General features: G+C 74.2%; 25 protein-coding genes. 11 read left to right on the top strand and 14 right to left on the bottom strand.

Features of this window, described 5'->3' with window-relative positions; translation table 11 throughout:
- Window positions 1-6: 6 nt before the first annotated feature.
- The 3 genes from ACZ47G_RS10045 to ACZ47G_RS10035 form a co-directional block, all read right to left on the bottom strand.
- Window positions 7-6,006, bottom strand: a complete 6,000-nt coding sequence (locus tag ACZ47G_RS10045; RefSeq protein WP_465740950.1) for a tetratricopeptide repeat protein — start codon at window positions 6,004-6,006, stop codon at window positions 7-9.
- A 97-nt stretch (window positions 6,007-6,103) separates the two neighbouring features.
- Window positions 6,104-6,847 (bottom strand): SOS response-associated peptidase, encoded by a 744-nt coding sequence (locus tag ACZ47G_RS10040; RefSeq protein ID WP_465740949.1) that lies wholly within the window; start codon window positions 6,845-6,847, stop codon window positions 6,104-6,106.
- Window positions 6,848-6,885: 38 nt separating this feature from the next.
- Window positions 6,886-7,701 carry an AraC family transcriptional regulator gene (locus tag ACZ47G_RS10035; RefSeq protein WP_465740948.1) on the bottom strand — a complete coding sequence of 272 codons (816 nt, stop codon included), beginning with the start codon at window positions 7,699-7,701 and terminating at the stop codon, window positions 6,886-6,888.
- 96 nt (window positions 7,702-7,797) lie between these two features.
- Here ACZ47G_RS10035 and ACZ47G_RS10030 point away from each other — a divergent pair, with 96 nt between their 5' ends.
- Complete coding sequence (locus ACZ47G_RS10030; RefSeq protein ID WP_465741454.1) at window positions 7,798-9,018, top strand: MFS transporter; 1,221 nt, start codon at window positions 7,798-7,800, stop codon at window positions 9,016-9,018.
- 355 nt (window positions 9,019-9,373) lie between these two features.
- On the opposite strand, the gene ACZ47G_RS10025 is transcribed toward ACZ47G_RS10030, so the two are convergent.
- The 3 genes from ACZ47G_RS10025 to ACZ47G_RS10015 form a co-directional block, all read right to left on the bottom strand.
- Window positions 9,374-9,976, bottom strand: a complete 603-nt coding sequence (locus tag ACZ47G_RS10025; protein ID WP_465740947.1) for a rhodanese-like domain-containing protein — start codon at window positions 9,974-9,976, stop codon at window positions 9,374-9,376.
- Between the two features lie 65 nt (window positions 9,977-10,041).
- Window positions 10,042-10,791, bottom strand: coding sequence for a sulfite exporter TauE/SafE family protein (locus ACZ47G_RS10020; RefSeq protein WP_465740946.1), 750 nt, complete (start codon window positions 10,789-10,791; stop codon window positions 10,042-10,044).
- Entirely contained in the window at window positions 10,788-11,207 is a 420-nt protein-coding gene (locus ACZ47G_RS10015) for a rhodanese-like domain-containing protein (RefSeq protein ID WP_465740945.1), read from the bottom strand. Before ACZ47G_RS10015 ends, ACZ47G_RS10020 begins: the two co-directional genes overlap by 4 nt.
- Window positions 11,208-11,573: 366 nt before the next feature.
- Here ACZ47G_RS10015 and ACZ47G_RS10010 point away from each other — a divergent pair, with 366 nt between their 5' ends.
- The 10 genes from ACZ47G_RS10010 (at window position 11,574) to ACZ47G_RS09965 (ending at window position 18,992) form a co-directional block, all read left to right on the top strand.
- A complete protein-coding gene (locus ACZ47G_RS10010; RefSeq protein ID WP_465740944.1) occupies window positions 11,574-12,956 on the top strand; it encodes an MBL fold metallo-hydrolase in 1,383 nt (460 codons plus the stop codon).
- A gap of 436 nt (window positions 12,957-13,392) precedes the next feature.
- On the top strand, window positions 13,393-13,779 hold the full coding sequence (locus tag ACZ47G_RS10005; RefSeq protein ID WP_465740943.1) for an ArsR/SmtB family transcription factor: 387 nt from the start codon (window positions 13,393-13,395) through the stop codon (window positions 13,777-13,779).
- Window positions 13,776-14,522 (top strand): aquaporin, encoded by a 747-nt coding sequence (locus ACZ47G_RS10000; protein WP_465740942.1) that lies wholly within the window; start codon window positions 13,776-13,778, stop codon window positions 14,520-14,522. The genes ACZ47G_RS10005 and ACZ47G_RS10000 overlap by 4 nt, the downstream gene beginning before the upstream one ends.
- Window positions 14,523-14,565: 43 nt before the next feature.
- A complete protein-coding gene (locus ACZ47G_RS09995) occupies window positions 14,566-14,985 on the top strand; it encodes an arsenate reductase ArsC (protein WP_465740941.1) in 420 nt (139 codons plus the stop codon).
- 26 nt (window positions 14,986-15,011) lie between these two features.
- Window positions 15,012-15,485: a GNAT family N-acetyltransferase gene (locus tag ACZ47G_RS09990; RefSeq protein WP_465741452.1), complete on the top strand. Its 474-nt coding sequence runs from the start codon at window positions 15,012-15,014 to the stop codon at window positions 15,483-15,485.
- A 247-nt stretch (window positions 15,486-15,732) separates the two neighbouring features.
- Window positions 15,733-15,918 carry a hypothetical protein gene (locus ACZ47G_RS09985; protein WP_465740940.1) on the top strand — a complete coding sequence of 62 codons (186 nt, stop codon included), beginning with the start codon at window positions 15,733-15,735 and terminating at the stop codon, window positions 15,916-15,918.
- A gap of 16 nt (window positions 15,919-15,934) precedes the next feature.
- Window positions 15,935-16,303 (top strand): low affinity iron permease family protein, encoded by a 369-nt coding sequence (locus tag ACZ47G_RS09980; protein WP_465740939.1) that lies wholly within the window; start codon window positions 15,935-15,937, stop codon window positions 16,301-16,303.
- 218 nt (window positions 16,304-16,521) lie between these two features.
- Window positions 16,522-17,274, top strand: a complete 753-nt coding sequence (locus ACZ47G_RS09975; protein WP_465740938.1) for a YhjD/YihY/BrkB family envelope integrity protein — start codon at window positions 16,522-16,524, stop codon at window positions 17,272-17,274.
- A 336-nt stretch (window positions 17,275-17,610) separates the two neighbouring features.
- Window positions 17,611-18,069 (top strand): SRPBCC family protein, encoded by a 459-nt coding sequence (locus ACZ47G_RS09970; RefSeq protein WP_465740937.1) that lies wholly within the window; start codon window positions 17,611-17,613, stop codon window positions 18,067-18,069.
- 455 nt (window positions 18,070-18,524) lie between these two features.
- Complete coding sequence (locus ACZ47G_RS09965) at window positions 18,525-18,992, top strand: STAS domain-containing protein (RefSeq protein WP_465740936.1); 468 nt, start codon at window positions 18,525-18,527, stop codon at window positions 18,990-18,992.
- Window positions 18,993-19,038: 46 nt separating this feature from the next.
- Here the strand turns inward: ACZ47G_RS09965 and ACZ47G_RS09960 are convergent, their stop codons facing one another.
- From ACZ47G_RS09960 to ACZ47G_RS09925, 8 genes are all read right to left on the bottom strand, one after another.
- Window positions 19,039-20,856, bottom strand: coding sequence for a complex I subunit 5 family protein (locus tag ACZ47G_RS09960; protein WP_465740935.1), 1,818 nt, complete (start codon window positions 20,854-20,856; stop codon window positions 19,039-19,041).
- A 4-nt stretch (window positions 20,857-20,860) separates the two neighbouring features.
- A complete protein-coding gene (locus tag ACZ47G_RS09955) occupies window positions 20,861-21,208 on the bottom strand; it encodes a sodium:proton antiporter (protein ID WP_380451972.1) in 348 nt (115 codons plus the stop codon).
- Window positions 21,208-21,960 carry an MnhB domain-containing protein gene (locus ACZ47G_RS09950; protein WP_465740934.1) on the bottom strand — a complete coding sequence of 251 codons (753 nt, stop codon included), beginning with the start codon at window positions 21,958-21,960 and terminating at the stop codon, window positions 21,208-21,210. The genes ACZ47G_RS09955 and ACZ47G_RS09950 overlap by 1 nt, the downstream gene beginning before the upstream one ends.
- Window positions 21,957-22,244: a Na(+)/H(+) antiporter subunit B gene (locus ACZ47G_RS09945; protein ID WP_465740933.1), complete on the bottom strand. Its 288-nt coding sequence runs from the start codon at window positions 22,242-22,244 to the stop codon at window positions 21,957-21,959. The genes ACZ47G_RS09950 and ACZ47G_RS09945 overlap by 4 nt, the downstream gene beginning before the upstream one ends.
- Window positions 22,241-22,543, bottom strand: coding sequence for a cation:proton antiporter (locus tag ACZ47G_RS09940; RefSeq protein ID WP_465740932.1), 303 nt, complete (start codon window positions 22,541-22,543; stop codon window positions 22,241-22,243). The genes ACZ47G_RS09945 and ACZ47G_RS09940 overlap by 4 nt, the downstream gene beginning before the upstream one ends.
- A 44-nt stretch (window positions 22,544-22,587) precedes the next feature.
- The gene (locus ACZ47G_RS09935; RefSeq protein ID WP_465740931.1) at window positions 22,588-22,878 is read right to left on the bottom strand and encodes a monovalent cation/H+ antiporter complex subunit F; all 291 of its coding nucleotides are present in this window, start codon (window positions 22,876-22,878) and stop codon (window positions 22,588-22,590) included.
- A complete protein-coding gene (locus ACZ47G_RS09930; RefSeq protein ID WP_465740930.1) occupies window positions 22,875-23,327 on the bottom strand; it encodes a hypothetical protein in 453 nt (150 codons plus the stop codon). Before ACZ47G_RS09930 ends, ACZ47G_RS09935 begins: the two co-directional genes overlap by 4 nt.
- A 366-nt stretch (window positions 23,328-23,693) precedes the next feature.
- Window positions 23,694-24,017 (bottom strand): plasmid stabilization protein, encoded by a 324-nt coding sequence (locus tag ACZ47G_RS09925; protein ID WP_465740929.1) that lies wholly within the window; start codon window positions 24,015-24,017, stop codon window positions 23,694-23,696.
- Window positions 24,018-24,019 lie beyond the last annotated feature (2 nt).

Genomic DNA, 24,019 nt, shown 5'->3' with positions numbered 1-24,019 from the left:
GTCGATCTACTCCTGCTCCTGAACTCGCGGATCGGCTGGGACGTCCACGACGGCGGCGAGGTCCTGGAGGACGGCGCCGTGGCCCCGGTCGAAGACGGTGATCCGGACGGTGTGGGGGCCGGGTGCGGCCGGGGTGAGCGCGAACCGGGCGGGCCCGCCGGCCGGGCTGTGGTCGGCCACCGGCGGGTCGAGCCGCGCGTCGGGGGAGACGGCGGCGACCAGGCGCAGCTCCGGCAGGGCGGCCGGGTCGGCGGCGCCGTCGGCGGACTCCAGGCGCAGCTCCAGGTGGGTGGTGGCGCCCACGGCGGGTTCCTCGGTGAGGGAGAGCCGGGGGCGCCAGGCGGGGCGGGGGCTCGGCGGCTCGGCGACGCGGTGCATGGAGCCGCGCGAGCGGCGGGGGAGCAGGGCGGCGGGGGCGGGCCGACTGAGCTCGGCGCGGGTGGGGGCCGGCGCCGGCTCCACGGGGTCGAGCCGATCCAGCGCAGCACGGGCCTCGGCCGCCAGCGGATGGCCGGGGTCCATCAGGGCCTCACGCCCGGTGCAAACCGCCGCCAGCAGCTCACGGGCGGTGTCGCGGCGCCCGTCCGCGGCGAGGGCATGCGCCAGGCCGACGGCCAGGGAGGGGAACACCGGGAGTGGTCCGGGGCGTGCGGCGCCGACGCTGACGGCGACGTCGTCCGCGTCCGCGTGGCCGGCGAGCAGAACGGAGACCGGGGAGGCGTCGCCCACCGGGATCCGGTCGGCGATGATCCGCTCGTGGAGCCGGAGAGCCCCGTCGGCGTCTCCGGCCCGCAGCCGGGCGTGGGCCAGGGCCTGGCGGACCTCCAGGGTCAGGGCGCTGCGCGGGCCCCGGCTCTCGGCGCAGGCCTCGGCGAGTTCCTCCAGCCGGACGACGGCCCGCAGCGGGCGGGCGCCGTCGGCGAGCAGGAGCGCCTGGGTCAGCCGGGCGGTGATCGTCGCGTCGTCCGGACCGCCGAGGGCCTCGGTGGCGACGGCGATCAGGTCGCCGGCCAGGCGGAGGGCAGCCTCGGGCTGTCCGTTCCGGTGGTGGGCGAAGGCGAGGACGCAGCCGGCCTGGACCAGCTCGGGCAGGCCGGGGCCGGTGAGCCTGGTCCAGTCCTCCGCCAGCGGGGACAGTTCGGCGACGGCGGTGTCGGGTCGGCCGTCGAGGACCAGGGCCGTGGCGAGGTCGCGCCGGAGTTCCCGTACGACGGAGTGTTCGGGCCCGTGCACCGTGCGGGCGACGGCGAGGGCGTCGCGGTAGCGGGCGGCGGACTCGGTGCGGCGGCCGGCCGCCAAGAGGTTCCGGGCGATGCTGTCGTGGACGTCGAGGGCGTCCGGGTGGTCGGCGCGCAGAACCCGGCGGCGGTCGGCCAGGACGGCTCGGTAGAGCGCGTCGGCGCGGTCGTGCTGCCATCCGTGGCGCAGGGCGTGGGCCAGGCGGTCCCGGGCGGCCAGCGTGGCGGGGTGATCGGGGCCGTGGACGCGTTCGTGGTCGGCGACGAGTGCCTGGCGTTCGGCGGCCTCCTGGCGGTGACGTCCGGCGAGGCGGCGGGTGTAGGCGAGCTCGGATCGCTCCTCGAGAGTGTTCGGGTGGTTCGGACCCTGGCTCGCGGTCCGGACGGTGATCAGCTCCGTGAAGAGGTCGGTGGCGCGGTCGAGTTCGCCGGTGGTGCGGATCTCCTGGGCCGACAGGGACCGTACGAGGAGGCTTTCGGGGTGCTCCGGTCCGTGGACGCGGGCATGATCCACTGCCAGTTGCTCACGGTCGTCAACGGCTCGAAGGTGCAGGCCCGCGAACGCGCGATCGGTGGCGAGGATGCTCCGGGCGTTGAGCACGTTCGGATGGTCGGGGCCCTGCACCCGGGTCCGGTCGCGCACGAGGGCCTCGTTGAGCCGGATGCCGAGCGGGTGATCGCCGGAGGTGCGGTGGACCCAGGCGAGGATCATGCGGGCGTGGAGGGTCTGTGGGTGGTCCGGGCCCTGTATCGCGGCACGGTCGTCGACCAGGGTCTCGCAAAGGAGTAGAGCCCGTCGTAGGTCACCGGCTGCCCGGCAGGACGAGACCTGGGACTGTCGGGCGAGCAGGGTGTCGGGATGGTCGGCGCCGAGTATCCGCGCGCTGTCGGAGGCCAGGGTGCCGAAGAGTTCGGCCGCGAGGCTGTGATCCCCGGCCTCGTCGTGGGCGTAGGCGTGCCACCAGCGAGTGGTGAGCGTGTCCAGGTGGTCGGGGCCCTGGGCTCTCGCACGGTCGGTGACCAGGTTCAGGAACGACTCCACGGCACGACGATGGTCGCCCGCCCGGGAGTGTGATTGCGCCAACTCCTCGCGGATCTCCAGGGTTTGCCGGTCGTCCGGCCCGTTGACGCGGGTGTGATCGGCCACCAGGGAGGCGAACTCGGTGAGGGCACGGGCGTGCTCGTCGGCGGCCCGCCAAGCCGAGGCGCGCTCACGACGGCATTCGAGCGTGCTCGGGTGGTCCGGCCCGAACACCCGGGTGTGATCGGCGACGAGTTCTTCGAACAACGTCGCGGTCCGGCGGTGGTCACCGGAGATCTGGCAGGTGGATGCGAGCCAGACACGGACGTTGAGGGTGCCGGGATGGTCGGGGCCGAGTGCCCGAGCGTAGTCGTGAGCGAGTACTTCGAACAGGGATACCGCTTGCTGGTGATCTTCGACGTTCCGGAGGGAAAGCGCGTGCGCGAACCGGGTGATGAGCGTATCGGAGTGGTCGGCGCCCTGGACGCGGGTACGGTCTGCGACGAGTGATTCGAGCAGGTCGGTCGACCGCCGGTGTTGGCCGGCGCTTCCGTGCGCGGTGGCCAACCATTGGTGGGCGGTCAGGGCATCGGGGTGGTCGGCGCCCTGAACTCGGATCCGATCGCGCAGCAGAGTCTCGAACAGCTCGATCGCGCGATGGTGCTGACCGGTGCTCAGGCAGGCCGACGCGATGCTGACCCGGGCGTCGAGGGTCTCGGGATGCTCGGGCCCGTATACCCGGACATGGTCGGCCGCCAAGTCCTCGAACAGTGCCAGGGCACGGCGGTGGTCGCCGAGCGCCTGGTGGCTGTGGCCCAGCCAGAAACGGGTGTTCAGGACGTCCGGATGGTCCGGCCCCTGGATCCGAGTACGGTCCGCGAGCAGCGCCTCGTAGCGCGCCAGCGCTTCGCGGTGCCGCCCGAGGTTGCGGTGGGTCGTCGCCAGCCACCACCGGGTGTTGAGCACCGCCGGGTGGTCGGGGCCCTGGATGCGGGTGCGGTCGGCGAGCAGCGCCTCGAAGAGCGTCAGGGCCTCGCGGTAGTCGCAGGCGTTGGAGTGGATCGAGGCCTGCCACCACCGGGTGGTGAGGACGTCCGGATGGTCCGGTCCCAGGACCCGCCGCCGGTCGGCCACCAGCCGGTCGCACAGCTCCGCCGCGCGCCGGTGCTCGCCCGTCTCGTCGATGGAGCGGACCAGCCGCAGCCGGGCGTCGAAGGTCTCGAAGTGCTCGGGGCCGTGGATGCGCAGCCGGTCGGCGGCCAGCTGCTCCCGTACGGCGAGCGCCTCGCGCGGGCGGCCGGCGGCGTGCAGGGCGCGGGCGAGGCCGGAGCGCTCCTCCAGGGTGTCGGGGTGGTCGGGGCCCTGGATCCGGACCCGGTCGGCCACCAGGCGCTCCAGCTCCTCGACTTCGAGGGCCGGCAGGCCGGCGATGCGCAGCGCGAACCCGAGGAAGCTGCGCTCCTCCAGGGTGTCGGGGTGGCCCGCCCCCTGGACGCGGGTGCGGTCACGGACCAGCGCCCGGTGCTGCTCGACCGCGACGACGGGCGTGCCCGCCTCCCGGTGGGCGCGGGCCAGGCCGCTGCGGGCGTTGAGGGTGTGCGGGTGGTCGGGGCCGAGCACCCGGGTGTAGTCGGGGACGAGTTCGTCGAACTCGGTGACGGCGAGGGCGGCTCGGCCGGACTTGCGGTGGAGGGAGGCCAGGCGCTGGCGCGCGTAGAGGGTCTGCGGGTGGTCCGGGCCCTGGACCCGGGTGCGGTCCGTGACGAGGGCCTCGAAGGCGGCGATGGCGGCGAGGTGGTCGCCGGCGTCGGAGTGGGCGGTGGCGAGCCAGCTGCGGGCGTTCAGGGTGTCGGGGTGGTCGGCGCCCAGGATGCGGGCTCGGTCGGCCACCACCTGCTCGTACCGGCCGATCGCCAATCGCTGCTGCCCGGCGGCGAGTTGGGCGAAGGCGAGGCCGCTGCGGCGGGTTACCACGTCCGGGTGGTCGGGGCCGAGCACCCGCTCGGCGTCGGCCACCAGTCGCTCGTACTCGGCCACCGACTCCCGGTGCTGCCCCGCCACTTGCAGGGCGTAGGCCAGGCTCGCCCGGCTGTGCATCGTGTCGGGGTGGTCCGGCCCCAGTACTCGCGCCCGGTCGGCGACGACGCCTCGGAACTCCTCGACGGACAGGGCGTGTTGGCCGGCCCGGCGGTAGCTCTGGGCGAGGGTGTGGCGGTCGGCGAGGGTGGCCGGGTGGTCGGCGCCCTGGATCCTGGTCCGCTGGGCGACCACGTCCTGGCACAGTTCCACGGCCCGTGCCGGGTCGCCGGTCTTGGCCTGCAGCCGGCCGAGCCGCCCGAGGGTGGTGAGGGTGTCCGGATGGTCCTCGCCGAGGAGCCGGCGCTGCCCGTCCGCCATCGCCTCCACCAGCCGGACGGCGTACACCCGCTGGGCCCGGTCGGTGAGTTCGCCCGCGGCCAGTCCGTACAGCGCGATGGTTTCGGCGGTCGGTTCCTGGGACGGTCCGCTGTCGGCCAGCTCCCGGACGTGCGGCAGCAGCGCCCGCCGCAGCTCGGGCCGGGCGTCCGGCCAGAGCCGGGCCGCGGCCCCGGCCAGGTGCTGTTCGGCGCGTCCGCGGAAGTCGGAGCTGCGCAGCACCGCCTGGAGCAGCCGGTGCACGGTGACGGTGTCGCCGAGGGTGATCAGGTGGTAGTCGGCGAGCAGCCGTAGTGCCCGGTCCACCTCCTCCGGCCGGCGGGACCCGAAGGGGGTGAGCAGTTCGCGCGGCAGGGCCTCGGGGGCGTACCAGGCGAGGGTGCGCAGCAGTTCGACGGCGAAGGGCGCGGTGTGCTGGACGGTGCGCAGGGTGGTCCGCCAGAGCCGGGCGACGGTGGACTCGGCGCCGGGTCCCACCGGTCCGGTGGCGTGCAGCAGTTCGCGGTAGGCGGCGAAGCCGGTGCCGGTCTGCTGAACGTAGGCGCCGGCCTGGGCGAGGGCGATCGGCAGGTGGCCGAGTTCGTCGGCGAGGGCGCGGGCCTGGTCCTGTTCGGCCGGCTCGACCGCCGAGCCGCCGTAGGCCGCCCCGCAGAGCAGCCGGGCGGCCTCGGGGGCGTCGAGGACGTCGATGCGCACCGGGCGGATGCCCGGGTGCCAGCCGCCGGCACGCCGACTGGTGACCAATTGGTGGCCGCAGCCGAGGAGTCGGCCGACGTAGGGGGTGAGGTGGGCCGGGTCCTCGGCGTTGTCGTAGACCAGCAGCCAGCGGTCGTGGGCGCGCAGCCAGGCGATGGCCCACTCGACCTGCTGGCCGGGCGGGGCGGTGAGGGCCCAGGTGGGGTGGAGGTGGACGGCGAGCCCGGCGAAGGCCTCGGCCAGCTGCTCGGCGGACTCGGCGGTGAGCCACCAGATCAGCCGGTAGTGGTCGGCCCGGGCGTAGGCGTGGTGCAGGGCGAGGCTGGTCTTTCCGACGCCGCCGAGGCCGTGCAGGGTGGTGGCCTGGGTGACGAGTCCGCCGCCGTCCTCGTGTGCCAGGGCCTCGGCGACGGCGCGCAACTCGGCGTCCCGGCCGACGAGTCGGCCGGCGGCGCGGGGCGGCAGGTTGGGCGCCGGGGTGGTGGCGTCGACGGTCTGCGCGGCGCGGGCGGCCTCGGGCGGGAGGACGGCGGCGTGCGGGTCGCCGCCGGCGGCTGAGGGCGAGCCGGGGCGGCGGCGCTGCTCGTAGGGCTCCGGGTCGGGTATGCCGCTCTCGGGGCGGACGTGTGCCGTCATGGACATCAACACTGCGCCGCCCCCGCCCCCGTGACCTGCTCTGCCCGCCTACCGTAGTGCCGGTCGGACGCACTGTCAGCGGAATCCTCGCAGAGCGTCAGTCGGCGAGCCCCAGCGGGTCCGGGGCGGTGGCGAGCAGCTCGGGCCCGTTGTTGCGCACGCTGTTGACGGTCGGTGGGACGGCGCGGACCCGTAGGGCGCCGTCGGCGGGGCGGCGCAGCAGGTGGTGGAGTTCGGCCGGGTCGGTGTGGGCGGGGGAGAGCCAGGCGGGCACGTCGTCGGGGGCGATGGTGAGCGGCATCCGGTCGTGGACGCGGCCGGCCGAGTCGGTGGCGTCGGTGGTGATGACGGTGGCGGTGGCGAGCCAGGCGAGCGGGTCGTCGTCGGCGCGGGTGCGGTCGCGCCAGAACTCGTACAGGCCGGCCATCAGCATCACGCCGCCGGTGCTGAGGAAGTAGGGCTGCTTGTACTTCTTGCGGTTACCCTCGGCGGGGACTTCGCGCCACTCGTAGTAGCCGTCGGCGGGGATGACGCAGCGCCGGGCGGTGAAGGCCTTGCGGAAGGCGGGCTTGGTGTCGACGGTCTCCGAGCGGGCGTTGATCATCCGGGCGCCGCCGGACGGGTCCTTGGACCAGGAGGGGACGAGGCCCCAGCGCAGCGGGCGGAATCGGCGCAGCAGTTCGCCGGTCTCCCGGTCCACGCGCTCCAGGACGGCCGGGACCGGGTCGGTCGGGGCGACGTTCCAGCTCGGGGCGAAGGTCTCGGCAGGGTCCCACCGGAGCTCTCCGAGCAGCGAGACGAGGTCCTGGGGCGTGGTGGTGGAGACGAAGCGGCCGCACATGCCCCCAGCCTGCCACTCGGCGCCGACAACCGGGGCCGTCAGCGCGCCGGGCGGCGCTCGGGGGCGTCACCGGGGGTGTGACCGGGGGCATGACCGGGCACATGGCCGGCGGTGTGGCCAGGGACGTGACCCGGGGTGTGGCCGAAGGTGCGGCGGAAGACGTCGATGAAGGCGCTGGCGGAGGACCAGCCGCAGCGGTGGGCGACGGCGGTGACCGGCTGCCCATCGGCGAGCAGCACCAGGGCGCGGTGCAGCCGCAGCTGGGTGCGCCACTGGGGGAAGGTCATGCCGAGGTCGGCGCGGAAGAGCCGGGAGAGGGTCCGGTCGCTGGCGCCGACGGCCCGGCCGAGTTCGGCGAGGGTCCGGCGGTCGGCGGGGTCGGCGTACAGCAGGGCGCACAGGGCCTGGAGCAGCGGGGTGGTGGGCGTGGGTACGTGCAGCGGCTGCTGGGGCGAGGCGCGCAGCTGGTCCAGCAGGACGGCGCGCAGCCGGGAGCGTTCTGGGCCGTCCCGGTCCGGGGCGCGGGTGTAGGCGAGGATCAGTTCGCGCAGCAGCGGGCCGACGGCGAGCACGGTGGGCCGGTCGAGGCCGAGCGGGTTCTCGGTGGCGGGCAGGCCGACGAGGTGGAGTTCGAGTTCGCCGTGCGCCTGGTGGGCGTGCACGGTGCCGGCCGGGATCCAGAGCGCGCGGTTGCCGGGGGCGACCCAGGAGCCGGCGTCGGTGGTGATGGCGACCACGCCCCGGGCGGCGTAGGCGATCTGGTGGTCGTCGTGGCGGTGGGCGTCGATCCCGGTGCCGTGGGCGAGGAGTTGGGCCCGGGTCGGGGCGACGGGGTCGTGGCGGATTCTCGACATTGTTTGGCAGATTATCGGAAGTCCGACAGGGGGCACCGGTTCGAGCATGTCCGGGTGAGCACGCAAACGGGTCGTACCTCCGGAACGACGAAACGACTGTCGCAGAACACCTCGATCGCCCTGCTGTCCGTCGGGCACTCGTGCGTGGACGTCTACCAGGGCGCGGTGGCGGCCCTGGTGCCCTTCCTGGTAGCCGAGCGCGGCTACGGCTACGCGGCCGTCTCGGGCGTGGTGCTGGCCGCCTCGCTGCTGTCCTCGGTGGCGCAGCCGCTGTTCGGGGCGCTGACCGACCGGTGGCCACTGCCCTGGCTGTTGCCGGTGAGCACGCTGCTGGGTGGCGCGGGCATCGCGCTCAGCGGGCCGGGCGGCTCGTACAGGCTGACGCTCGTCTGGGTCGCGCTGTCGGGCGTCGGGGTGGCGGCGTACCACCCGGAGTCGGCCCGGGTGGCCCGAGCGGTGGCCGACTCGGGCGGCGGCGGGCACCGGGGGATGGCCTGGTTCTCGCTGGGCGGCAATCTGGGCTTTGCGGCGGCCCCGCTGCTGGTCGCCGCCGTGGTCGGCCTCGGCGGGCTGCGGCTGACCCCGCTGCTGGTGCTGCCGGCCCTGGCGGGGGCGGCGCTGTGCCTGCCGGTGCTGCGCGAACTGGCCCGGCAGCGGGCCGTCGGGGCGGGCACGGCGAGCCGGCCGGGGCGGGACGACCGGGCCTCCTTCGTCAAGCTGTCGCTGGCCGTGGTGTGCCGCTCGATCGTCTTCACCGGGCTGAGCACCTTCCTGTCGCTGTACGCCGCCCAGCGCCTCGGCGGTGGCCCGGCGGCGGGTACGGCGGCGCTGGTGGTGCTGTACGCGGGCGGCGCGGTGGGCTCGCTGCTGGGCGGGGCGCTGGCCGAGCGGTGGGGGCGGGTCGCGGTGGCGCGCTGGTCGTACCTGGTCGCGACGGTGGCGGTGGCCGGGGTGCTGGTGGTGCCCGGCCCGGGGCTGTACGGGTGCGTGGCGCTGACCTCGGCGGGCCTGTACGTGCCGTTCTCGCTGCAGGTCACGCTCGGGCAGGACTACCTGCCGTCGCGGATCGGCACGGCGAGTGGGATCACCCTCGGGCTGACGGTGAGCGTCGGCGGCCTGGCCAGCCCGCTGATCGGCGGGCTGGCGGACGCGACCTCGCTGCGGACGGCGCTGGTGCCGCTGGTGGCGATGCCGCTGCTCAGCTGGGCGCTGTTCCGCGGCCTGCCGGAGCCGGTGGTGACGGACGGCCGCACCGGAGGAGGGGCAGGTGCCCCCGGCGGAGACGGTGACCACCAAGCCGTGACCACCAAGCCGTGACCACCAAGCCGTGACCGCCAAGCCGTGACCCCTGGGCCGTGACCCGCGCCCGCCCGACACGGCCGAGGGCACCGGCCCGCCGCGCGCTCGGTCTGGCCCAGCTGCTGGACGGCCCGGCGCGCGGCGCGCCGGGCCGTCCACCCGCCGGAGACGGCCGTCGACGCCCGGCGGTTCTTCGCCGACCAGGCGCGGCACCGCCCGGGGGCGGGGGTGGCGGTGGAGCCGGGAGGCCAGGGTCGCCGTCGAACTCCCCGCCACCGGAGGGCAGTTGCCCGCCCTTCGACTGGGAGGGGTACCCGCCTCCGCCCGGCGATGCACGCACCCGATGCACGCACCCCCGTGCCGTCCGGGCCGGTCAGCGGGCGAGGGCAGCGAGGGCGTCGTCCAGGGTCGGCGTGCCCGGGCGGGGGCGGTTGTACGGGAGCCTGCCCAGCATCGCGCCCATCGCGCAGCTGTTGGTCAGCGCGGAGACGACCAGCCCGCCGCCGACCCCGGCCGACAGCCAGCGGGCGCCCGGCCGGGCCCGGTCGGCGAGCAGGCCGAGCAGGACCAACGCGCCGGCCGCGAGCCGGACCTGGCGGTCCATCGCCCACATCGGGCGGGCTCCGGCCACCTGGTCGACGGGGTGGCCCGCGCCCGTCCAGGCGTCGGTGCCGCCGGTGACGACGAGGGCGGTGATCCCGGCGTCGGCGAGCTGCCTGCAGGCGGTCCGGGCGCGCTGCCCGGCGGCGCAGACCACGGCGAGTTCGGTCTTCCCGGCGGCGGTGCGCAGCGCGGGCAGGGCGCGGTCGAGCTGGTCGAGCGGGATGTTCAGGGCGCCCGGGATGTGGGCGCCGGCGTACTCGCCGGGGGAGCGGACGTCGATGAGGGTGAGCTGTCCGAGGCGGGGCTTGAGCTGCTCGACGGTCAGCGGCGTGGTGGGCGCGGTGGGTGTGTTCGGAGTGGTGGGCGTGCTCATGGGGGAGGTCCTCTCGGGGTGGGGCCGGCGCGGCCGGGTGGGCGTGGCCGGGGGCTGGGGGCCGGTCAGCTCAGGGTGGTGACCAGCATCAGGATGGCGACGCCGAGCAGGGCGATCGCGAAGGCCCGCTGCAGGGCGCGTCCGCTGAGCTTGTCGGCGAGCCGTTTGCCGTCCCAGGCGCCGAGGATCGCGGCGCCGGTGAAGGGTGCGGCCACGGCCCAGTCGATGGCGCCGGCGGCGCCGAGGCGGGGCAGCAGGGCGGCGAGGGAGTTGGCGGTGATGACCAGCAGGCTGGTGCCGACCGCCTCGGCCATGGTGAAGGCGAGCACCGAGACCAGGGCGGGGACGGCGAGGAAGCCGCCGCCGACGCCGAGCAGTCCGGTGACGGCGCCGAGTCCGGCGCCCGCCGCGCTGGAGCGGCCCGGTCCGGCGGCGGATCGTTCCTGCTGCCCGGCCTTGGGCGGCGCCAGCATCCGCCAGGCGGCAAGGGCGGCCAGCACCGCGAAGGCGCCGGTCAGCAGCGCGCCCGGCAGGTGGGCCGAGAGCGCTCCGGCGGCGGCCGCGGCGGGCAGTCCGGCGGCGGCGAACAGCGCGCCGGTGCGCCAGCGCACCCGTCCGGCCCGGGCGTGGGCGAGCAGGCCGGTCAGCGAGGTCGCGGCGACGATCATCAGGCTCGCGGTGGTGGCCAGCGCGGGGGAGAAACCGAGCAGGTAGACCAGGGCGGGTACGGCGAGCATGCTGCCGCCGCCGCCGAGCCCGCCGAGGGCCAGTCCGACCACCGCTCCCGCGGCGAGTGCCAGCAGCAGCGTCGTCATATGACGTGTCCGGTGCTGCCGTCGGGCGGGGTGACCGACAGCCCGGCCCGGGCCCAGGCGTTCATGCCCCCGGTGACGTTCAGCGCCTCCACCCCGCGCGCGGCGAGCAGCCCGGCGGCGCGCTGGGAGCGGTGGCCGGAGCGGCAGAGCGCGAACACCGTACGGCCGGCGGCCTCGGGCGGCAGCCCGACTCCGGCGGCCAGACCGATCAGCGGCAGGTGCAGGGCGCCGGGGGCGTGCCCGGCGGCGAACTCGGCGGCCTCGCGGACGTCGAGCAGCACGGCGGCGCCGGTGCGGGCCCGCTCGCGGGCCAGGACGGGGGTGATCTGGCCGGGTGTGATCTGACTGGGCGTGATCTGGCTGGAGGTGATCTGACCGGGGGAGCCCGGTCCGGGGGCGGACGGCGGCTGGGGCATGGGTTTCTCCAGTGGTGGGGCCGGGCCGTGGTGGTCCGGCGGGTCGGGGGGTGCCGCGGGCGGGCCGCCGATCCGGCTGGCGCGATCGGCGGCGCGGGCGGTGGCGCGGGGCTCTCGTCGGCGCCGCCGGTGTCCGGGCGGTGCCGGGTCCGGCGGTGTGGCCGGTTCCCCCTCCGCGGTCCACCATAGTACCCCCGGGGGTATTATCGAAATGGATCGGAGATACCCCGCCCCGTATCGGCCTCGGCGGCCGCATGCTGGGCACATCTACTTCCACGCCTGCCGCGACTCCGCCGGAAAAATACCCCCGGGGGTACGCTTGGGTGTGGAGCCGACCCCTCAGCCCCCGACGAGGAGACAACCCCAGTGATCTTCAGCCAGTACTACCTCGACTGCCTCTCCCAGGCTTCCTACCTGATCGCCGACGAGACCACCGGCCAGGCCGTGATCGTCGACCCCCGCCGGGACGTCGACGAGTACCTCGCCGACGCCACGGCACGCGGCCTGACCGTCGTCGGCGTCATCAACACCCACTTCCACGCCGACTTCCTGGCCGGCCACCTCGAACTGGCCGCCCGCACCGGCGCCTGGATCGGCTACGGCCGCCGTGCCGAGACCGAGTACCCCATCCGCCACCTCACCGACGGCGAGCGGATCGAACTGGGCGACGTCGCCCTGCAGATCATGGAGACCCCCGGCCACACCCCGGAGTCGATCAGCATCCTGGTCTTCGAACAGCCCGACGACGCCGTTCCGTACGGCGTGCTCACCGGCGACGCCCTGTTCATCGGTGATGTCGGCCGGCCCGACCTGCTCGCCTCGGCCGGGGTCACCGCCGAGGAGCTCGGCGCGATGCTGTACCACAGCGTCCACCGCAAGCTGATGAGCCTGCCCGACGAGACCCTGGTCTTCCCCGCCCACGGCGCCGGGTCAGCCTGCGGGAAGAACCTCTCCACCGAGAAGCGGTCCACCATCGGGACCCAGCGCCTGACCAACTACGCCTGCCGGCCCATGGATCAGGACGCCTTCGTCCGCATCGTCACCGCCGGCCAGTCCGTCGCCCCTGCCTACTTCGGCCACGACGCCACCCTCAACCGGCAGGACCACCCACTGCTCGACCCCGCGAACGCAGCCCGTCCCCTGTGCCCGGAAGGCTTCAAGGAGGCCCGTGCCGCAGGTGCCGTCGTCCTCGATTCCCGCAGCCCCCAGGAGTTCGGCGCGGGACACATCCGTGGCGCCATCAACGTCCCCATCGACGGCCGCTTCGCCGAACAGGCCGGCACCGTCCTCACCCCCGACAGCACCATCGCGATCATCGCCCCGCAGGACCGCGAGGGCGAGGTCGTCCTCCGCCTCGCCCGCATCGGCTTCGACCACATCGCCGGCTACCTGCGCAACCCCGGCAATGCCCTGCCTGTCCTCGCCGACGACCTCACCCCCGCCGGCCGCCTCACGGCCGACCAGCTCCGCACCGCGCTCGCCGGCGAGCAGCCCCCCACCATCCTGGACGTGCGCACCTGCGGCGAGCGCGAATCGGGATTCATCGACGGATCCCTGCACGTCGCCCTGGCCGAACTCCCCGGCCGCCTGGACGAGATCCCCACCGACCGTCCCGTGGTCGTCCACTGCGCCAGCGGCCACCGCTCCTCCATCGCCGCCAGCCTGCTGCGCCACCACGGCCGCACCGACGTCTCCGACCTCCTCGGTGGCTACCACGCCTGGCACACCCACACCCCGACCGTGGCCTGAACCCAGCCACTCCGGAGCCGGGGCCGCCGCACAGATTCCTCCCCACACCGCCCGTCTCGGGTGGTGTCACCGCCCTTCCGCGCCCGAGGACGGCGGCCCGAGGGACGGCAGGGAGACCGGAGAGGATGCTCTGGGCAGCTTCGCCTGATCCGACGTTGGCTTGGGTCAGGAGGACTGGTGGGGCGGGGAGTCCGGGTGGGGCCGCATGAGCAGCAGGTCCTCGCCCCAGGTGTCCGGCACCGCCGGGTGCCCGGCGGCCCGGGCACCCGCCTCCACTCGATGCCAGGTCGCGCTTGCTGCCCGAGCGGCGAGGTCGGCAAACGCGCGGGCGTACCCGGTAGCCGTCGCAATGCCGTGAGCGGTGACTGTCAGGGCTCGGCGTTCCGAGCGGTTTGGGCGGTTGCCGCGGAGATTAGATGGCTGTCAACATAGACGTATGTCGAATCTGGAGTTGCCGGTGCTCGGCCAGGACGATCAGGCTGTGCGCTGCACGCCGATGGTCCGCGAGCCGCTGGGCGAAGAGGCCGCCGCCGAGCTGGCGAAGACGTTCAAGGCTCTGTCGGACCCGGTGCGGCTGCGGCTGCTGTCGCTGATCGCCTCACATGAGGGCGGCGAGGCGTGCGTCTGCGACCTGACCGGCCCGTTCGACGTCTCCCAGCCGACCATCTCCCACCACCTGAAGGTGCTGCGCGAGGCCGGCCTGGTCGGCTCCGAGCGACGCGGCACCTGGGTCTACTACTGGGTGCTGCCCGCCGCCCTGGCCCGGCTGTCGTCCCTGCTGAAGGCCCCGGTCGGCACCGTGGAGGCGGTGGGGGCGAGATGACCGGAATGCCCCTGGCCCGCCGGGCGGCCGTCGAGCTGGTCGGCAGCGCCGCCCTGGTGGCGATCGTGGTCGGCTCCGGCGTCCAGGCCACCGAGCTGTCCCACGACGTCGGCGTGCAGCTGCTGGCCAACTCGCTTGCCACCGTCCTCGGCCTCGGTGTACTGATCGCCCTGCTCGGCCCGGTCTCCGGCGCCCACTTCAACCCGGCCGTCACCCTGGCCGCCTGGTGGACCGGCCGCAGGGAGCGCGAGGGCCTGAGCCCGCGCGAGCTCGCCGCCTACGTGCCCGCACAGATCGCCGGAGCGATCGGCGGCGCCGTCCTCGCCGACGCGATGTTCGCGAAGCCGCTCGTCCACTGGTCGGGTCACGACCGCTCGGCCCCGCACCTGTGGCTGGGCGAGGTCGTCGCCACCGCCGGCCTGATCCTGCTGGTCTTCGGCCTGGCCCGCGCCGAGCCGGCTCATTTCGCACCGGTCGCCGTCGCCTCCTACATCGGCGCCGCGTACTGGTTCACCTCCTCCACCAGCTTCGCCAACCCCGCCGTGACGATCGGCCGGGCCTTCACCGACACCTTCGCCGGCATCGCGCCCGCCTCCGTCCCCGCGTTCGTCGCCGCCCAGCTGGTCGGCCTGGCCGTGGGCGTCGGCCTGGTCGCCGTGCTGTTCGGCAGGCCCGCCGCTGCGGTCGCCGACGACGTCCTCGTGCCCCACGGCGAGCACCACCCGGCCGCCTCCGGCCGCTGACCCGACGACAAGCCCACACCGCACGAGAGAGAAGAACCCGCCCGTGAGCACCCCCGCCGTCCCGTCCGTGCTGTTCGTCTGCGTCCACAACGCCGGCCGCTCCCAGATGGCCGCCGCCTTCCTCACCCACCTCGGCCGGGACCGGGTACGGGTCCGCTCCGCCGGCTCCGCCCCGGCCGACACCGTGAACCCGGCCGTGGTCGAGGCCCTGCACGAGGTCGGCATCGACATCTCCGCCGAGACCCCGAAGGTTCTCACCACCGAGGCCGTCCAGGCGTCGGACGTGGTGATCACCATGGGCTGCGGCGACGCCTGCCCCTACTTCCCCGGCAAGCGGTACCTGGACTGGAAGCTGGAGGACCCGGCCGGCCAGGGTGTGGAGGCAGTCCGGCCGATCCGCGACGCCATCGAGCGGCGCATCCGCGTCCTGCTCGCCGAGCTCGGTATCGAGGCCGCGGCGTGAGCCCGACCGGGGTGAGCGTCACCGGGATGCTCCCCGAGCACGCTGACCAGGTGCTGGCGATCTACCAGGCCGGGATCGACGGCGGCGACGCCACCTTCGAGACCACCGCCCCCACCTGGGAGGCGTTCGACGCCTCCCGCCTCGCCCGGCACCGCCTGGTCGCCCTGGACGGGGGCGGCCGGGTGCTGGGCTGGGCTGCCGTCGCGCCGGTCTCGGACCGGTGCGCGTACGCGGGGGTGGTGGAGCACTCCGTCTACGTCCACCCCGCCGCCCAGGGCCGGGGCGTGGGCCTGGCTCTGCTGCGGGCGCTGCTGGACTCCACCGATGCCGCCGGGATCTGGACCGTGCAGTCCGGCGTCTTCCCGGAAAACACCGCCAGCCTCGCCCTGCACACCAAGGCCGGTTTCCGGGTCGTCGGCACCCGCGAACGCCTTGGCCGTCACCGGGACCGGTGGCGCGACGTCATCCTGCTTGAGCGCCGCAGCCCGGCCGTCTCCTGAACCACCTGCGGCCCGGGTCCGCAGGGCCGCTCCGTGCCCGCGACGGGGAACAGGGTGAGCGGGTCCGGCCGGCAGCGGGGCGCAGGGGGGAACGCCGTGGCCGCCGCTCCCGGGTGCGTGGCACCTCCTCCCGGTGACAGGCCGACGAACGGTGAACCCGGGGGCGCCTGGTGTGGAACCGGGGAAGCCGGGCAGCCGCCTGGTGTCCCCTCCGGCCGGAGCGGATACCAGGCGAGAGGACACCATCGTGAACGCACCCGACAAGCACACCTCCGACCAGGACACCGCCCGGGACGGAGAGCACGAGCGGGAGCGGTCCGCGCGCACGCGCGACATCGTGGCTCCGACCCCGGCGGACGTCCGTGCCAAGCGCGGGGACCCGGAGGAGAACGACGACCCGAACCCGCCGCGACCCGGCACCCAGGCCCGATGACAGGTAGGCAGGACCCATGTCCTTTCGGCATCCCGCTGAGCGCGAGGGCGGCGGCCACAACCGCTTCGGGCGGGTGGCCGAACGCGCCTCGAACTTCACCAGCTCACCCGTGTTCTTCCTCATGTGCCTACTCCTGGTGGCCGCCTTCGTCGCCGTCCACGCCGCCGGGCTCGCCCTCGGCTGGGAGCTGCTGGTCGGCGATCTGATGACCGCCGTGACGCTGCTGCTCCTCGCCCTGCTCAAGAACTCCGAACGGCGCGCCGAGCACGCCATCCAGCGCAAACTCGACTCGATCGCCGCCGCTCTGCTCGAACAGCGCAGCGGACACACCGAGAAGGCGGTCGAATCCCTGGAAGAGGCGATCCGGTTGGAGGACCAGACCTGAAGCGCGTTTCCGCCACCCCCGGGGCGCAGCCCGGAACGGCGGATCGCCGAATGCACACCGCCGGATGGCATCCTGACGGGATGTGCCAACGGGCGCCGAGAACAGCGAGGATCCAGTGCCCCTGAACCGCCCGCCGTCGCCCGCCGCCCCGAGCGCTTGACGTGCCTCGCCGCAGCGGGCCCACCCCGCCCACTCGTGCCTGGTGGCGGGTCCTGCGAGTGGCTGCTCGCAGCGCATGGGAGCAGGGGCGCACGATCGAACTGCTCCAGCGGTCGATGGCGTTCGCCGCGCTGTTCTTCGTGACCCTCGTCCCGCTGCTCATCGTCATCGCCGCGGCCTTCCCCTCGCGCGGCACCGGGATCGCCGAGTGGATCACCGACGGCCTCGGCCTGAGCGGCCAGGGCGCCGCAGCCGTCCACCGGCTCTTCGTCTCCCGAGGCCAGGTGCTCAGCACCACCACGGGCTTCGGCCTGGCCGCGCTGGCCGTCTTCGGGGTCTCCCTCATGGCTGCGATCCAGGGAGTCTACGAACGCATCTGGGAGCTCAACCGCGGTCCCTGGCACACGGTCTGGCGCCAGGCCCTCGGCCTGGCCGCACTGGTCGGGTACATCGTGCTCGCCGCCTTGAGCGGCACGCCGTGGCGCCACTCGACCCTGCAGCCCACCATCCGCATCGCCGCGACGACCGTCGGCGGCATCCTGCTGTTCTGGTGGCTCCAGCGCCTGCTGCTCGCCGGACGCGTCCCGACCAGGGACCTGCTGCCGGGAGCAGTCGCGACCATGGTGGCACTCGCCGGACTCCGCCTCTTCTCCCGGCTGGTCTTCGCGCCCCTGCTGGTGTCCAACGCCGTCTCCTACGGGACGGTCGGCACGGTGCTGATCGTCCAGTCCTGGCTGATCGGCGTGGGCTACACCGTCTACGCCGGCGCACTGGCGGGTCGCGCCGCCGTCGAAGCCCTCCGCAGACCTTAGGGCGTGTCTGACAATTCCCGCCGGGCGCGCGACGCCGGAGCACGCGCCTCGCCGCGTTGTCGTCGGTCGCCGATGGCCCCCAGCCTCCGGCCGGGAGGTGCCCCCACCGCATGGACTCCCTCCTCCGCCTTGCGATGCACGCACCCCGACGCCGCGCGCTGATCCGACGCGAATTGTCAGACACGCCCTAGAACCGTCGGGCCCGGGTGCGTCGATCGCGGTGCGGCCGTGCCGTAGCCGAACGCGGTTTCGTGAGAGCGGTTGGGGCGCCGTCGAGCGGGCAGGCGCGTGGGCGGCCGGGACAGCCCCGACCACCGAACCCGTTGGGAGGCCCACATGAGCATGGTGAAGGAGACGGTCGACGTCGAGGTGCCGCTGCACACCGCGTACAACCAGTGGACCCTGTTCGAGGAGTTCCCGCGCTTCATGGAGGGTGTCGAGGCGGTGACCCAGCTGGACGACCGGCACAACCACTGGCGGACCAGCATCGGCGGCGTCTCCCGCGAGTTCGACACCGAGATCGTCGATCAGTTGCCCGACGAACGGATCGCCTGGAGGACGACGGACGGCGACGTCAGCCAGAAGGGCGTCGTCACCTTCCAGCGGCTCGACGACCGGCACACCCGGGTCAACCTGGCCATCGACTTCGAGCCCGAGGGGGTCGCCGAGAAGACCGGCGACATGCTGGGCATGGTCGACCGCAGGGTCAAGGGGGACCTGCACCGCTTCAAGGACTTCATCGAGCACGAGGGTCGGGAGGCGGGCGGCTGGCGCGGCCGGATCACTCCTGGCTGACGGCCCCGTCGCGGCCACGCCCTGTCGGCGGCCCCGGTCCGAGCGGCCGGGGCCGCGGCGACGGCTCGTCGGCGCTGTCGAGGCGGCGCAGTACGGCCTCCACGGCACGGTGCTCGGAGCACAGCTCACTGGGGAACCCGCTCGCCGCCGGCCTCCGTCCAACCCGGGGCCGGCGGCGAGCGGTGACCGGATGTGCCCGCCGGCTGCCGACCGTACACCGCGCCCAACGACACCTGAGCGGCCGGTCGCGGGTCGTGCGGCCGGGGGCTTGCCGCACTGCCAGCGGTCCTGCTCCGCCGGTTCGTCCTCGCGCTCGCCGGCGCCTCACTTTCCGTAGGGGGCTGATTGCCCGCGTTTGCAATAGACGAAATGCCGTTCACGTATCTGTTGACGTGAGACGGAATTCGGCAGACGCTGAACGTGTCACCTTTTGCCTCCAGGTAGGAGAAGAGACCATGAGCGGTCAGCCGCCCGTGGCGTGCTCCGCCACCCCGGTTCCTCCACCGCCCGCGCCGATCGCCGGCTGCCCGCGTACGGACCTGCGGATCGGCGGTGGCCTGTTCGTCGAGTTCGCCACCGAAGGGAGGCGAGCCAGAGCCACGGTTTCCGGAGAGATCGACCTCGACGTCGCCGACCTCCTCGGCGAGAGCCTCGTAGGCGCGCTGCGGGCCAGCCCCACCGGTCTCGATCTGGATCTCTCCGCCGTCACGTTCTGTGACAGCGCCAGCGTCAACCTCCTGCTGACCCTGCGTAACACCGCGCACCGCATCAACCGCACCCTCGCGATCACCGAGGCCAGCGATCGGGTCGAGCGCCTGCTCGCGATCACGGAAACAACGTGCCTCTTCACCCCCGAAGGCGCTGTCGGGCGCTCCTTCGACAGCCCGCGCCGACCGAACACGGACTCCTGGCCACCACGTTGACGGCGCCGAGCGTCGACACCGCGCTCGGGCGGACGGCACGGAGGGTTCAGATCTGGGCGGCGATCGCAGCGCACAGCACCCCGACGCCGAGGGCGAGCCAGGCGAGGTAGTCGCCCAGGTGCCCGGAGTGCAGGCGGCGCAGCGCCCGCACGGCCCGGGCAGCGGGATGCCGGGCAGCGAGTAGGGGAGTGCTCCGGCGGACCGCGCCGGTGGCCAGGGCGGCTGCGAGGCCGGTGGACAGCAGGCCGAGCAGCACACCGGCCGTGGTCCAGTCGGCAGCCGGCGGTGCGCCGGGTGCCGCGCCGGGCTGGGTGAGGACGGCCGCGGCGTAGGCGGCGGGGTCGGTGAAGAGGGCCGCGCCGCGGGCGAGCGAGGCGGCGACGGCAGGCAGCGCGCCGACGAGCGCGGCGAGGCCGATCAGGACGGCCGGGACGATCACCATCATGGGCGGCAGGGTGCGCTGCGGCGTGCGGATCTCGGGCTCCTCGCCCTCGCCGGTGGTCTCGTCCTGGTCCGGCCGGCTGCGCGGAGCGGGGCCGGTGCCGAAGAAGATCCGCAGGCCCGCCCGGAGGGCGGCGGCGCCGGTGACGGCGGAGGCGATGACGAACACGGCGGGCAGCCAGGGCTGCCAGTGCCCGGCGGCGTCCTCGGTCAGGGCCTTGCCGAGGCCGGTGCCGAACGGAGGCAGCCCGGCCAGCGCCAGGGCGCCCACGATGAACAGCACACCCACGGCGCGCAGCTCCCGTGCTCTGCCGTGCAGGCCGTGTTCGTCGACGGAGCCGTAGCGGTCCAGCAGGACGCCGGTGAGCGCGAACAGCGCGGCCTTCACCAGGCCGTGCGCGCCGACGTACACCGCCGTGCCGGTGGCGCCGTCGGGGGTGAGCAGGGCGACGCCGATCAGGAACAGTCCGACGTGGCTGACGGTGGAGAACGCGAGCAGGCGCTTGAGATGACGCTGCTGCCAGCACATCAATGCGCCGACCAGGGCGGTGAGCACGCCGAGGGTGGTGAAGGTGGTGCGGAAGACCGGTTGGGGGATGCCGCCGGGGCCGGAGAAGACGGTCCAGTAGATACGGGCGACGCCGTAGACGCCGAGTTCGACCATGGCGCCGGACATCAGCATGCACACCGGCGTGGGCGCCACCGCGTGGGCGTCGGGCAACCAGAAGTGGAAGGGCACGGCGGCGGCCTTGACCAGGAGGGCGGCGCAGATCAGGACGAACGCGACGACGGTGAGCGTGTCGGCGTGGTGGCCGGCCAGCTGCCGGCCCAGGCGGGCGAGGTTGAGTTCGCCGGTGCGGGCGTAGAGGAGGCCGATGCCGAGGAGGGAGCAGTAGGCGGCGAAGGAGGTGACGATGCCGAAGGTGAGGGCGCCGTGCAGGGGACGGGGGTCTTCGATGTGGTAGCCGGTCAGGGCGTAGGCGGCGGCGCCCATGAGTTCGAAGAAGACGAAGGCGTTGAAGAGGTCGCCGGTGAGCGCGAAGCCGGCCATGCCGGCTTCGAACAGCAGGATCAGGGCGGGGAAGGCGCCGGCGTGTCGGCCGGTGGGTTCCTCGAAGTACCGCCAGGAGTAGACCACGACGGCCAGCACCAGGACCGCGACGAGGAGCGCGAGTCCCGCGCCGATGGGGTCGGCGGCGAGCACGATGCCCAGACGGGCGGGCCAGCCGCCCAGATCCGCGGTCGCCACCTGCCCGTCGGCGCGGGTCCACAGCAGGGCGAGGCAGGCGACCTCGGCGCCGGCGCAGGTGGTGGCGAGGACGTCGCAGCCGGTCCGGGGCAGGGTGCGGCCGGTGACGGCGAGCAGGACCGCGCCGAGCAGCGGGACGGCCACGGCGAGGGGCAGCAGGGCGGCTTCGGTCATGCGATCAGCCCTTGAGGCCGGTGAGGGCCTGGGGGTCGACGGTGTGGTGGCGTTTGCGCAGCTGGATGGTCAGGGCGAGGAGCAGTGCGGTGACGGTGGCACCGACGACGACGTCGGTCAGAGCCAGGGCCTGGACGACGGGGTCGACGACCGGGCGGGTGCCGGGGGTGAGGTCGGAGTAGACGGGGGCGGTGGCGCCCGTGCGGTAGCCGACGGCGAGGAGCAGGAGGTAGGTGGAGGACTGGGCGACGGCCAGGCAGCCGATGGCGTGGATGAGGTTGCGGCTGGTGACCAGGCCGTACAGCGCGATGAGCAGGACCCATCCGGCGGCCAGGAAGACCCACGTCCCCATCAGCGGTCTCCGATCTCGTGCTGGTCGGGGTCGGCGAGTTCGACGGCCTGGTCGAGGAAGTGCGCGAGCAGGGCGATCAGGCCGCAGGCGACCTCGACGCCCACGGCCGCGTTCAGGACCGGAACGGTGCCGCCGGAGGTGATGGTGTTGAAGCTGCCCAGCGGCAGCACGTTCTTGAGGAACGCGCCGCCGGCGATCAGCCCGGCCAGGCCGACGAGGCTGTAGGACGCGGCGGCGAGCGAGTCCGCGACGTCCAGGACGGCCAGCGGGCGAAGCCTCTTCAAGGCGCGGTAGTCGGCGGCGACGTAGGCCAGATGCAGGGCGGTGGCGAGGACGACGCCGCCCTGGAAGCCGCCGCCGGGGCTGAGCTGGCCGTGCGCGACGATGTACACGCCCACGACCAGGGTGACGGGCAGCAGCAGGCTGCCGAACAGGCGGGTGGTGGGCATGACCCGTTCGGCTTCGGCGCGGCGGTGGCGTTCGTCGCGGGCCCGGCGCAGCAGCAGGGTGGCACCCAGGACGGTACCGAAGAGGATGGACTCCTCGCCGAGGGTGTCGAAGGCGCGGACGTCGAAGTTGACGGAGGAGACGACGTTGGCGGTGCGCCGGTCGAGGGCCGCCGCCACCGCCCGCTGCCCGTAGGGGTGGCTGTCCGTTCCGAACGGTGGGAGCTGGGTGCACGCGGCGGTGAAGAACGCGGCGATCACGGCGGCGGCCGCCAGGAACACCAGCAACCGGGCGCGGGCCGTCACTTCTGCTCCCCGTCGTCGCCGGTGGCTCCCGGGTCGTCGGTGCGGGCGGAACGGCGGGTGACCTTGCGGACGGTCAGCAGGATCAGCAGCGGGGTCAGCGCGGTGCCCACGGCCAGCTGGGACAGGGCCACGTCGGGGGCCTGGAGGACCGTGAACAGTACCGCCAGGCCCAGGCCCAGTACGGACAGGACGACGGCCTGGCGGGCCGGGTCGCGCGTGAGGACCGCGACCGTGGCGGCGAGGACGACGAAGGCGACGGCGATGCCGATGAGCCACTGGTTCACACCCCGCTCCCGTCGTCGGCCCCGGCCTGGCGGGCGGCGCGTCCGATGGCGATCGTGGTGACCGTCCCTCCGACGGCGAAGACCAGGCCGATGAACAGCGTCTTGGCGGCTCCCCGGCCGAGCCCCTGGTCGAGGGCGACGGCCGCGGCGATCAGCGGCAATCCGGCGCAGGACGCGGGGGCCAGGGCGTGCAGGCGCATCAGCGTGCCGCGCAGCCGTAGCACCGCGGCCGCCGACAGCAGCACGCACCCCACCCCGGCCCACAGCAGTACCAGCACGATCACATGGCGCGGCGTCAATCCGGACTCCCTCCCACGCCCGTGGCGAGCGGCGCGCGGTCCTGTCAGGTCTCGGGCGTGGAATCGTGCGAGCGGGTGTGGTGGCGGTGGCCCGCGACGAAGCGGGTGAAGACGAGGGTGCCGGCGGGGGCCAGGACGGCCAGCATCAGCGCGAGGTCCTGGTAGGAGGAACGGTCGTACGCCATCGGCAGCAGCAGGAACACCGCGCCGACCGACGTCGACAGCAGCGACGCCCCGAGCAGGCGGCGAATCGCGGTGCCGCGCGCCGCCACCCACAGGCACACCGGTGCCGGGCCTCCCAGCAGGACCAGCGCGGCCGCGCTCCAGGCGTTCACGGCGCCGCTTCCGGGCGGGCCACGGCCTCCTCGACCGGCCCCGCACCGGGGCGCAGGGCGTGCACGACGACCTCGTCGTCGTTCGGGACGTCGATCACGCAGGTGTCCGGCGACGCGGCGATCAGCGCGCCGGCCCAGGCGGCAGCCGCAGCGGGGCGCAGCCTCACGCGCCGCACTCCGGCAGTCGGTGTGGTGACCAGGTCCGCCACCAGTACGGCGAGCCCCCGCAGGACCGCGCCCGGCAGAACGACGAGTGCCCGCACCGCGCCCCGGCCGCCCGCGATGCGGACGCCGGCGGCCCGGCGCATCTGCTGTGCGGCGAGTCCCCCGCCCAGGGCGGCGGCGCCGGCCACCGCCATCTCGACGGGTGACACGGAGCTGATGAGGACCACCGTCAGTCCGGTCAGCACAGCACCCCACACCACGATCTCCACCAGCCGGGCGAGCACCGGACCTCCTGTCGTCCTCGGGCGTTGGTCATGGCCGGCTGCCTGGCGGCACCCGGCGCGTCCACGGGCCGGCCGTGCCTCGGCTTCGGGTCAGTCGGGAGGCTCCGGCGGGCGGGGCTGTCCGGGCTGCGGCGGGGCAGGCTCCGCGGGCTCGCCCGGGCCGGGCGAGCCCGGCGGTTCGGTCGGCGGCTCGGGCGAACCGGGAGGCGGCGGCGGATCCGGTGGCACCGGAGGCTTGACCGGCTCCGGCGGACCAGGCGGCTCCACGGGTCGGGGCGGGCCCGGCGGCTGCGGGGGCTGGGGCGGGGGAGTGGGGGTGATGTCGGGGTCGGGCGGCACGGGAACGGTATCCACGGTCACCGACTCCTAACGGCCCAGGGCGTGTTCGAGCTGCTTCTTGTTCATCTTCGAGCGGCCGTGGATGTTGCGTTGCTTGGCCTCGTTGTACAACTGCTCCTTCGTGGGGCCCTGCGCACCGCTGTGCGAGCGCAGCCCGCCCCGGCGGGAGGAGGACATGTCGTTCAACGAGCTGCGGCTGGCGGTCTTCGACTCGCCGTGTCGCGCGCGTTCCTTGTTCACCGTGCGGGCGGCGATCTCCTCGGCGCGCTTCTCGCTCTCGCCGCGCTCCAGCGCGCTGTCCTTGATGTGCTCGTACTGCCGCTCCCGTTTGGGGCTCGATCCGCGAGGCATGG

The sequence above is a fragment of the Kitasatospora sp. NPDC030952 genome, from assembly GCF_055571335.1.
The sequence above is the reverse complement of the archived record's forward strand: the minus strand, read 5'-3'. Positions and strand labels throughout refer to the sequence as shown.

Excerpts from the sequence above, each read along its gene's own strand:
- ACZ47G_RS10025 (WP_465740947.1), bottom strand. The coding sequence starts at position 9,976 with ATGAGCACGCCCACCACTCCGAACACACCCACCGCGCCCACCACGCCG.
- ACZ47G_RS10020 (WP_465740946.1), bottom strand. The coding sequence starts at position 10,791 with ATGACGACGCTGCTGCTGGCACTCGCCGCGGGAGCGGTGGTCGGACTG.
- ACZ47G_RS09980 (WP_465740939.1), top strand. The coding sequence starts at position 15,935 with ATGTCCTTTCGGCATCCCGCTGAGCGCGAGGGCGGCGGCCACAACCGC.
- ACZ47G_RS09960 (WP_465740935.1), bottom strand. The coding sequence starts at position 20,856 with ATGACCGAAGCCGCCCTGCTGCCCCTCGCCGTGGCCGTCCCGCTGCTC.
- ACZ47G_RS09965 (WP_465740936.1), top strand. The coding sequence starts at position 18,525 with ATGAGCGGTCAGCCGCCCGTGGCGTGCTCCGCCACCCCGGTTCCTCCA.
- ACZ47G_RS09990 (WP_465741452.1), top strand. The coding sequence starts at position 15,012 with ATGCTCCCCGAGCACGCTGACCAGGTGCTGGCGATCTACCAGGCCGGG.
- ACZ47G_RS10015 (WP_465740945.1), bottom strand. The coding sequence starts at position 11,207 with ATGCCCCAGCCGCCGTCCGCCCCCGGACCGGGCTCCCCCGGTCAGATC.
- ACZ47G_RS09970 (WP_465740937.1), top strand. The coding sequence starts at position 17,611 with ATGAGCATGGTGAAGGAGACGGTCGACGTCGAGGTGCCGCTGCACACC.
- ACZ47G_RS10040 (WP_465740949.1), bottom strand. The coding sequence starts at position 6,847 with ATGTGCGGCCGCTTCGTCTCCACCACCACGCCCCAGGACCTCGTCTCG.
- ACZ47G_RS10000 (WP_465740942.1), top strand. The coding sequence starts at position 13,776 with ATGACCGGAATGCCCCTGGCCCGCCGGGCGGCCGTCGAGCTGGTCGGC.
- ACZ47G_RS09925 (WP_465740929.1), bottom strand. The coding sequence starts at position 24,017 with ATGCCTCGCGGATCGAGCCCCAAACGGGAGCGGCAGTACGAGCACATC.
- ACZ47G_RS10035 (WP_465740948.1), bottom strand. The coding sequence starts at position 7,701 with ATGTCGAGAATCCGCCACGACCCCGTCGCCCCGACCCGGGCCCAACTC.
- ACZ47G_RS09955 (WP_380451972.1), bottom strand. The coding sequence starts at position 21,208 with ATGGGGACGTGGGTCTTCCTGGCCGCCGGATGGGTCCTGCTCATCGCG.
- ACZ47G_RS10005 (WP_465740943.1), top strand. The coding sequence starts at position 13,393 with ATGTCGAATCTGGAGTTGCCGGTGCTCGGCCAGGACGATCAGGCTGTG.
- ACZ47G_RS10045 (WP_465740950.1), bottom strand. The coding sequence starts at position 6,006 with ATGACGGCACACGTCCGCCCCGAGAGCGGCATACCCGACCCGGAGCCC.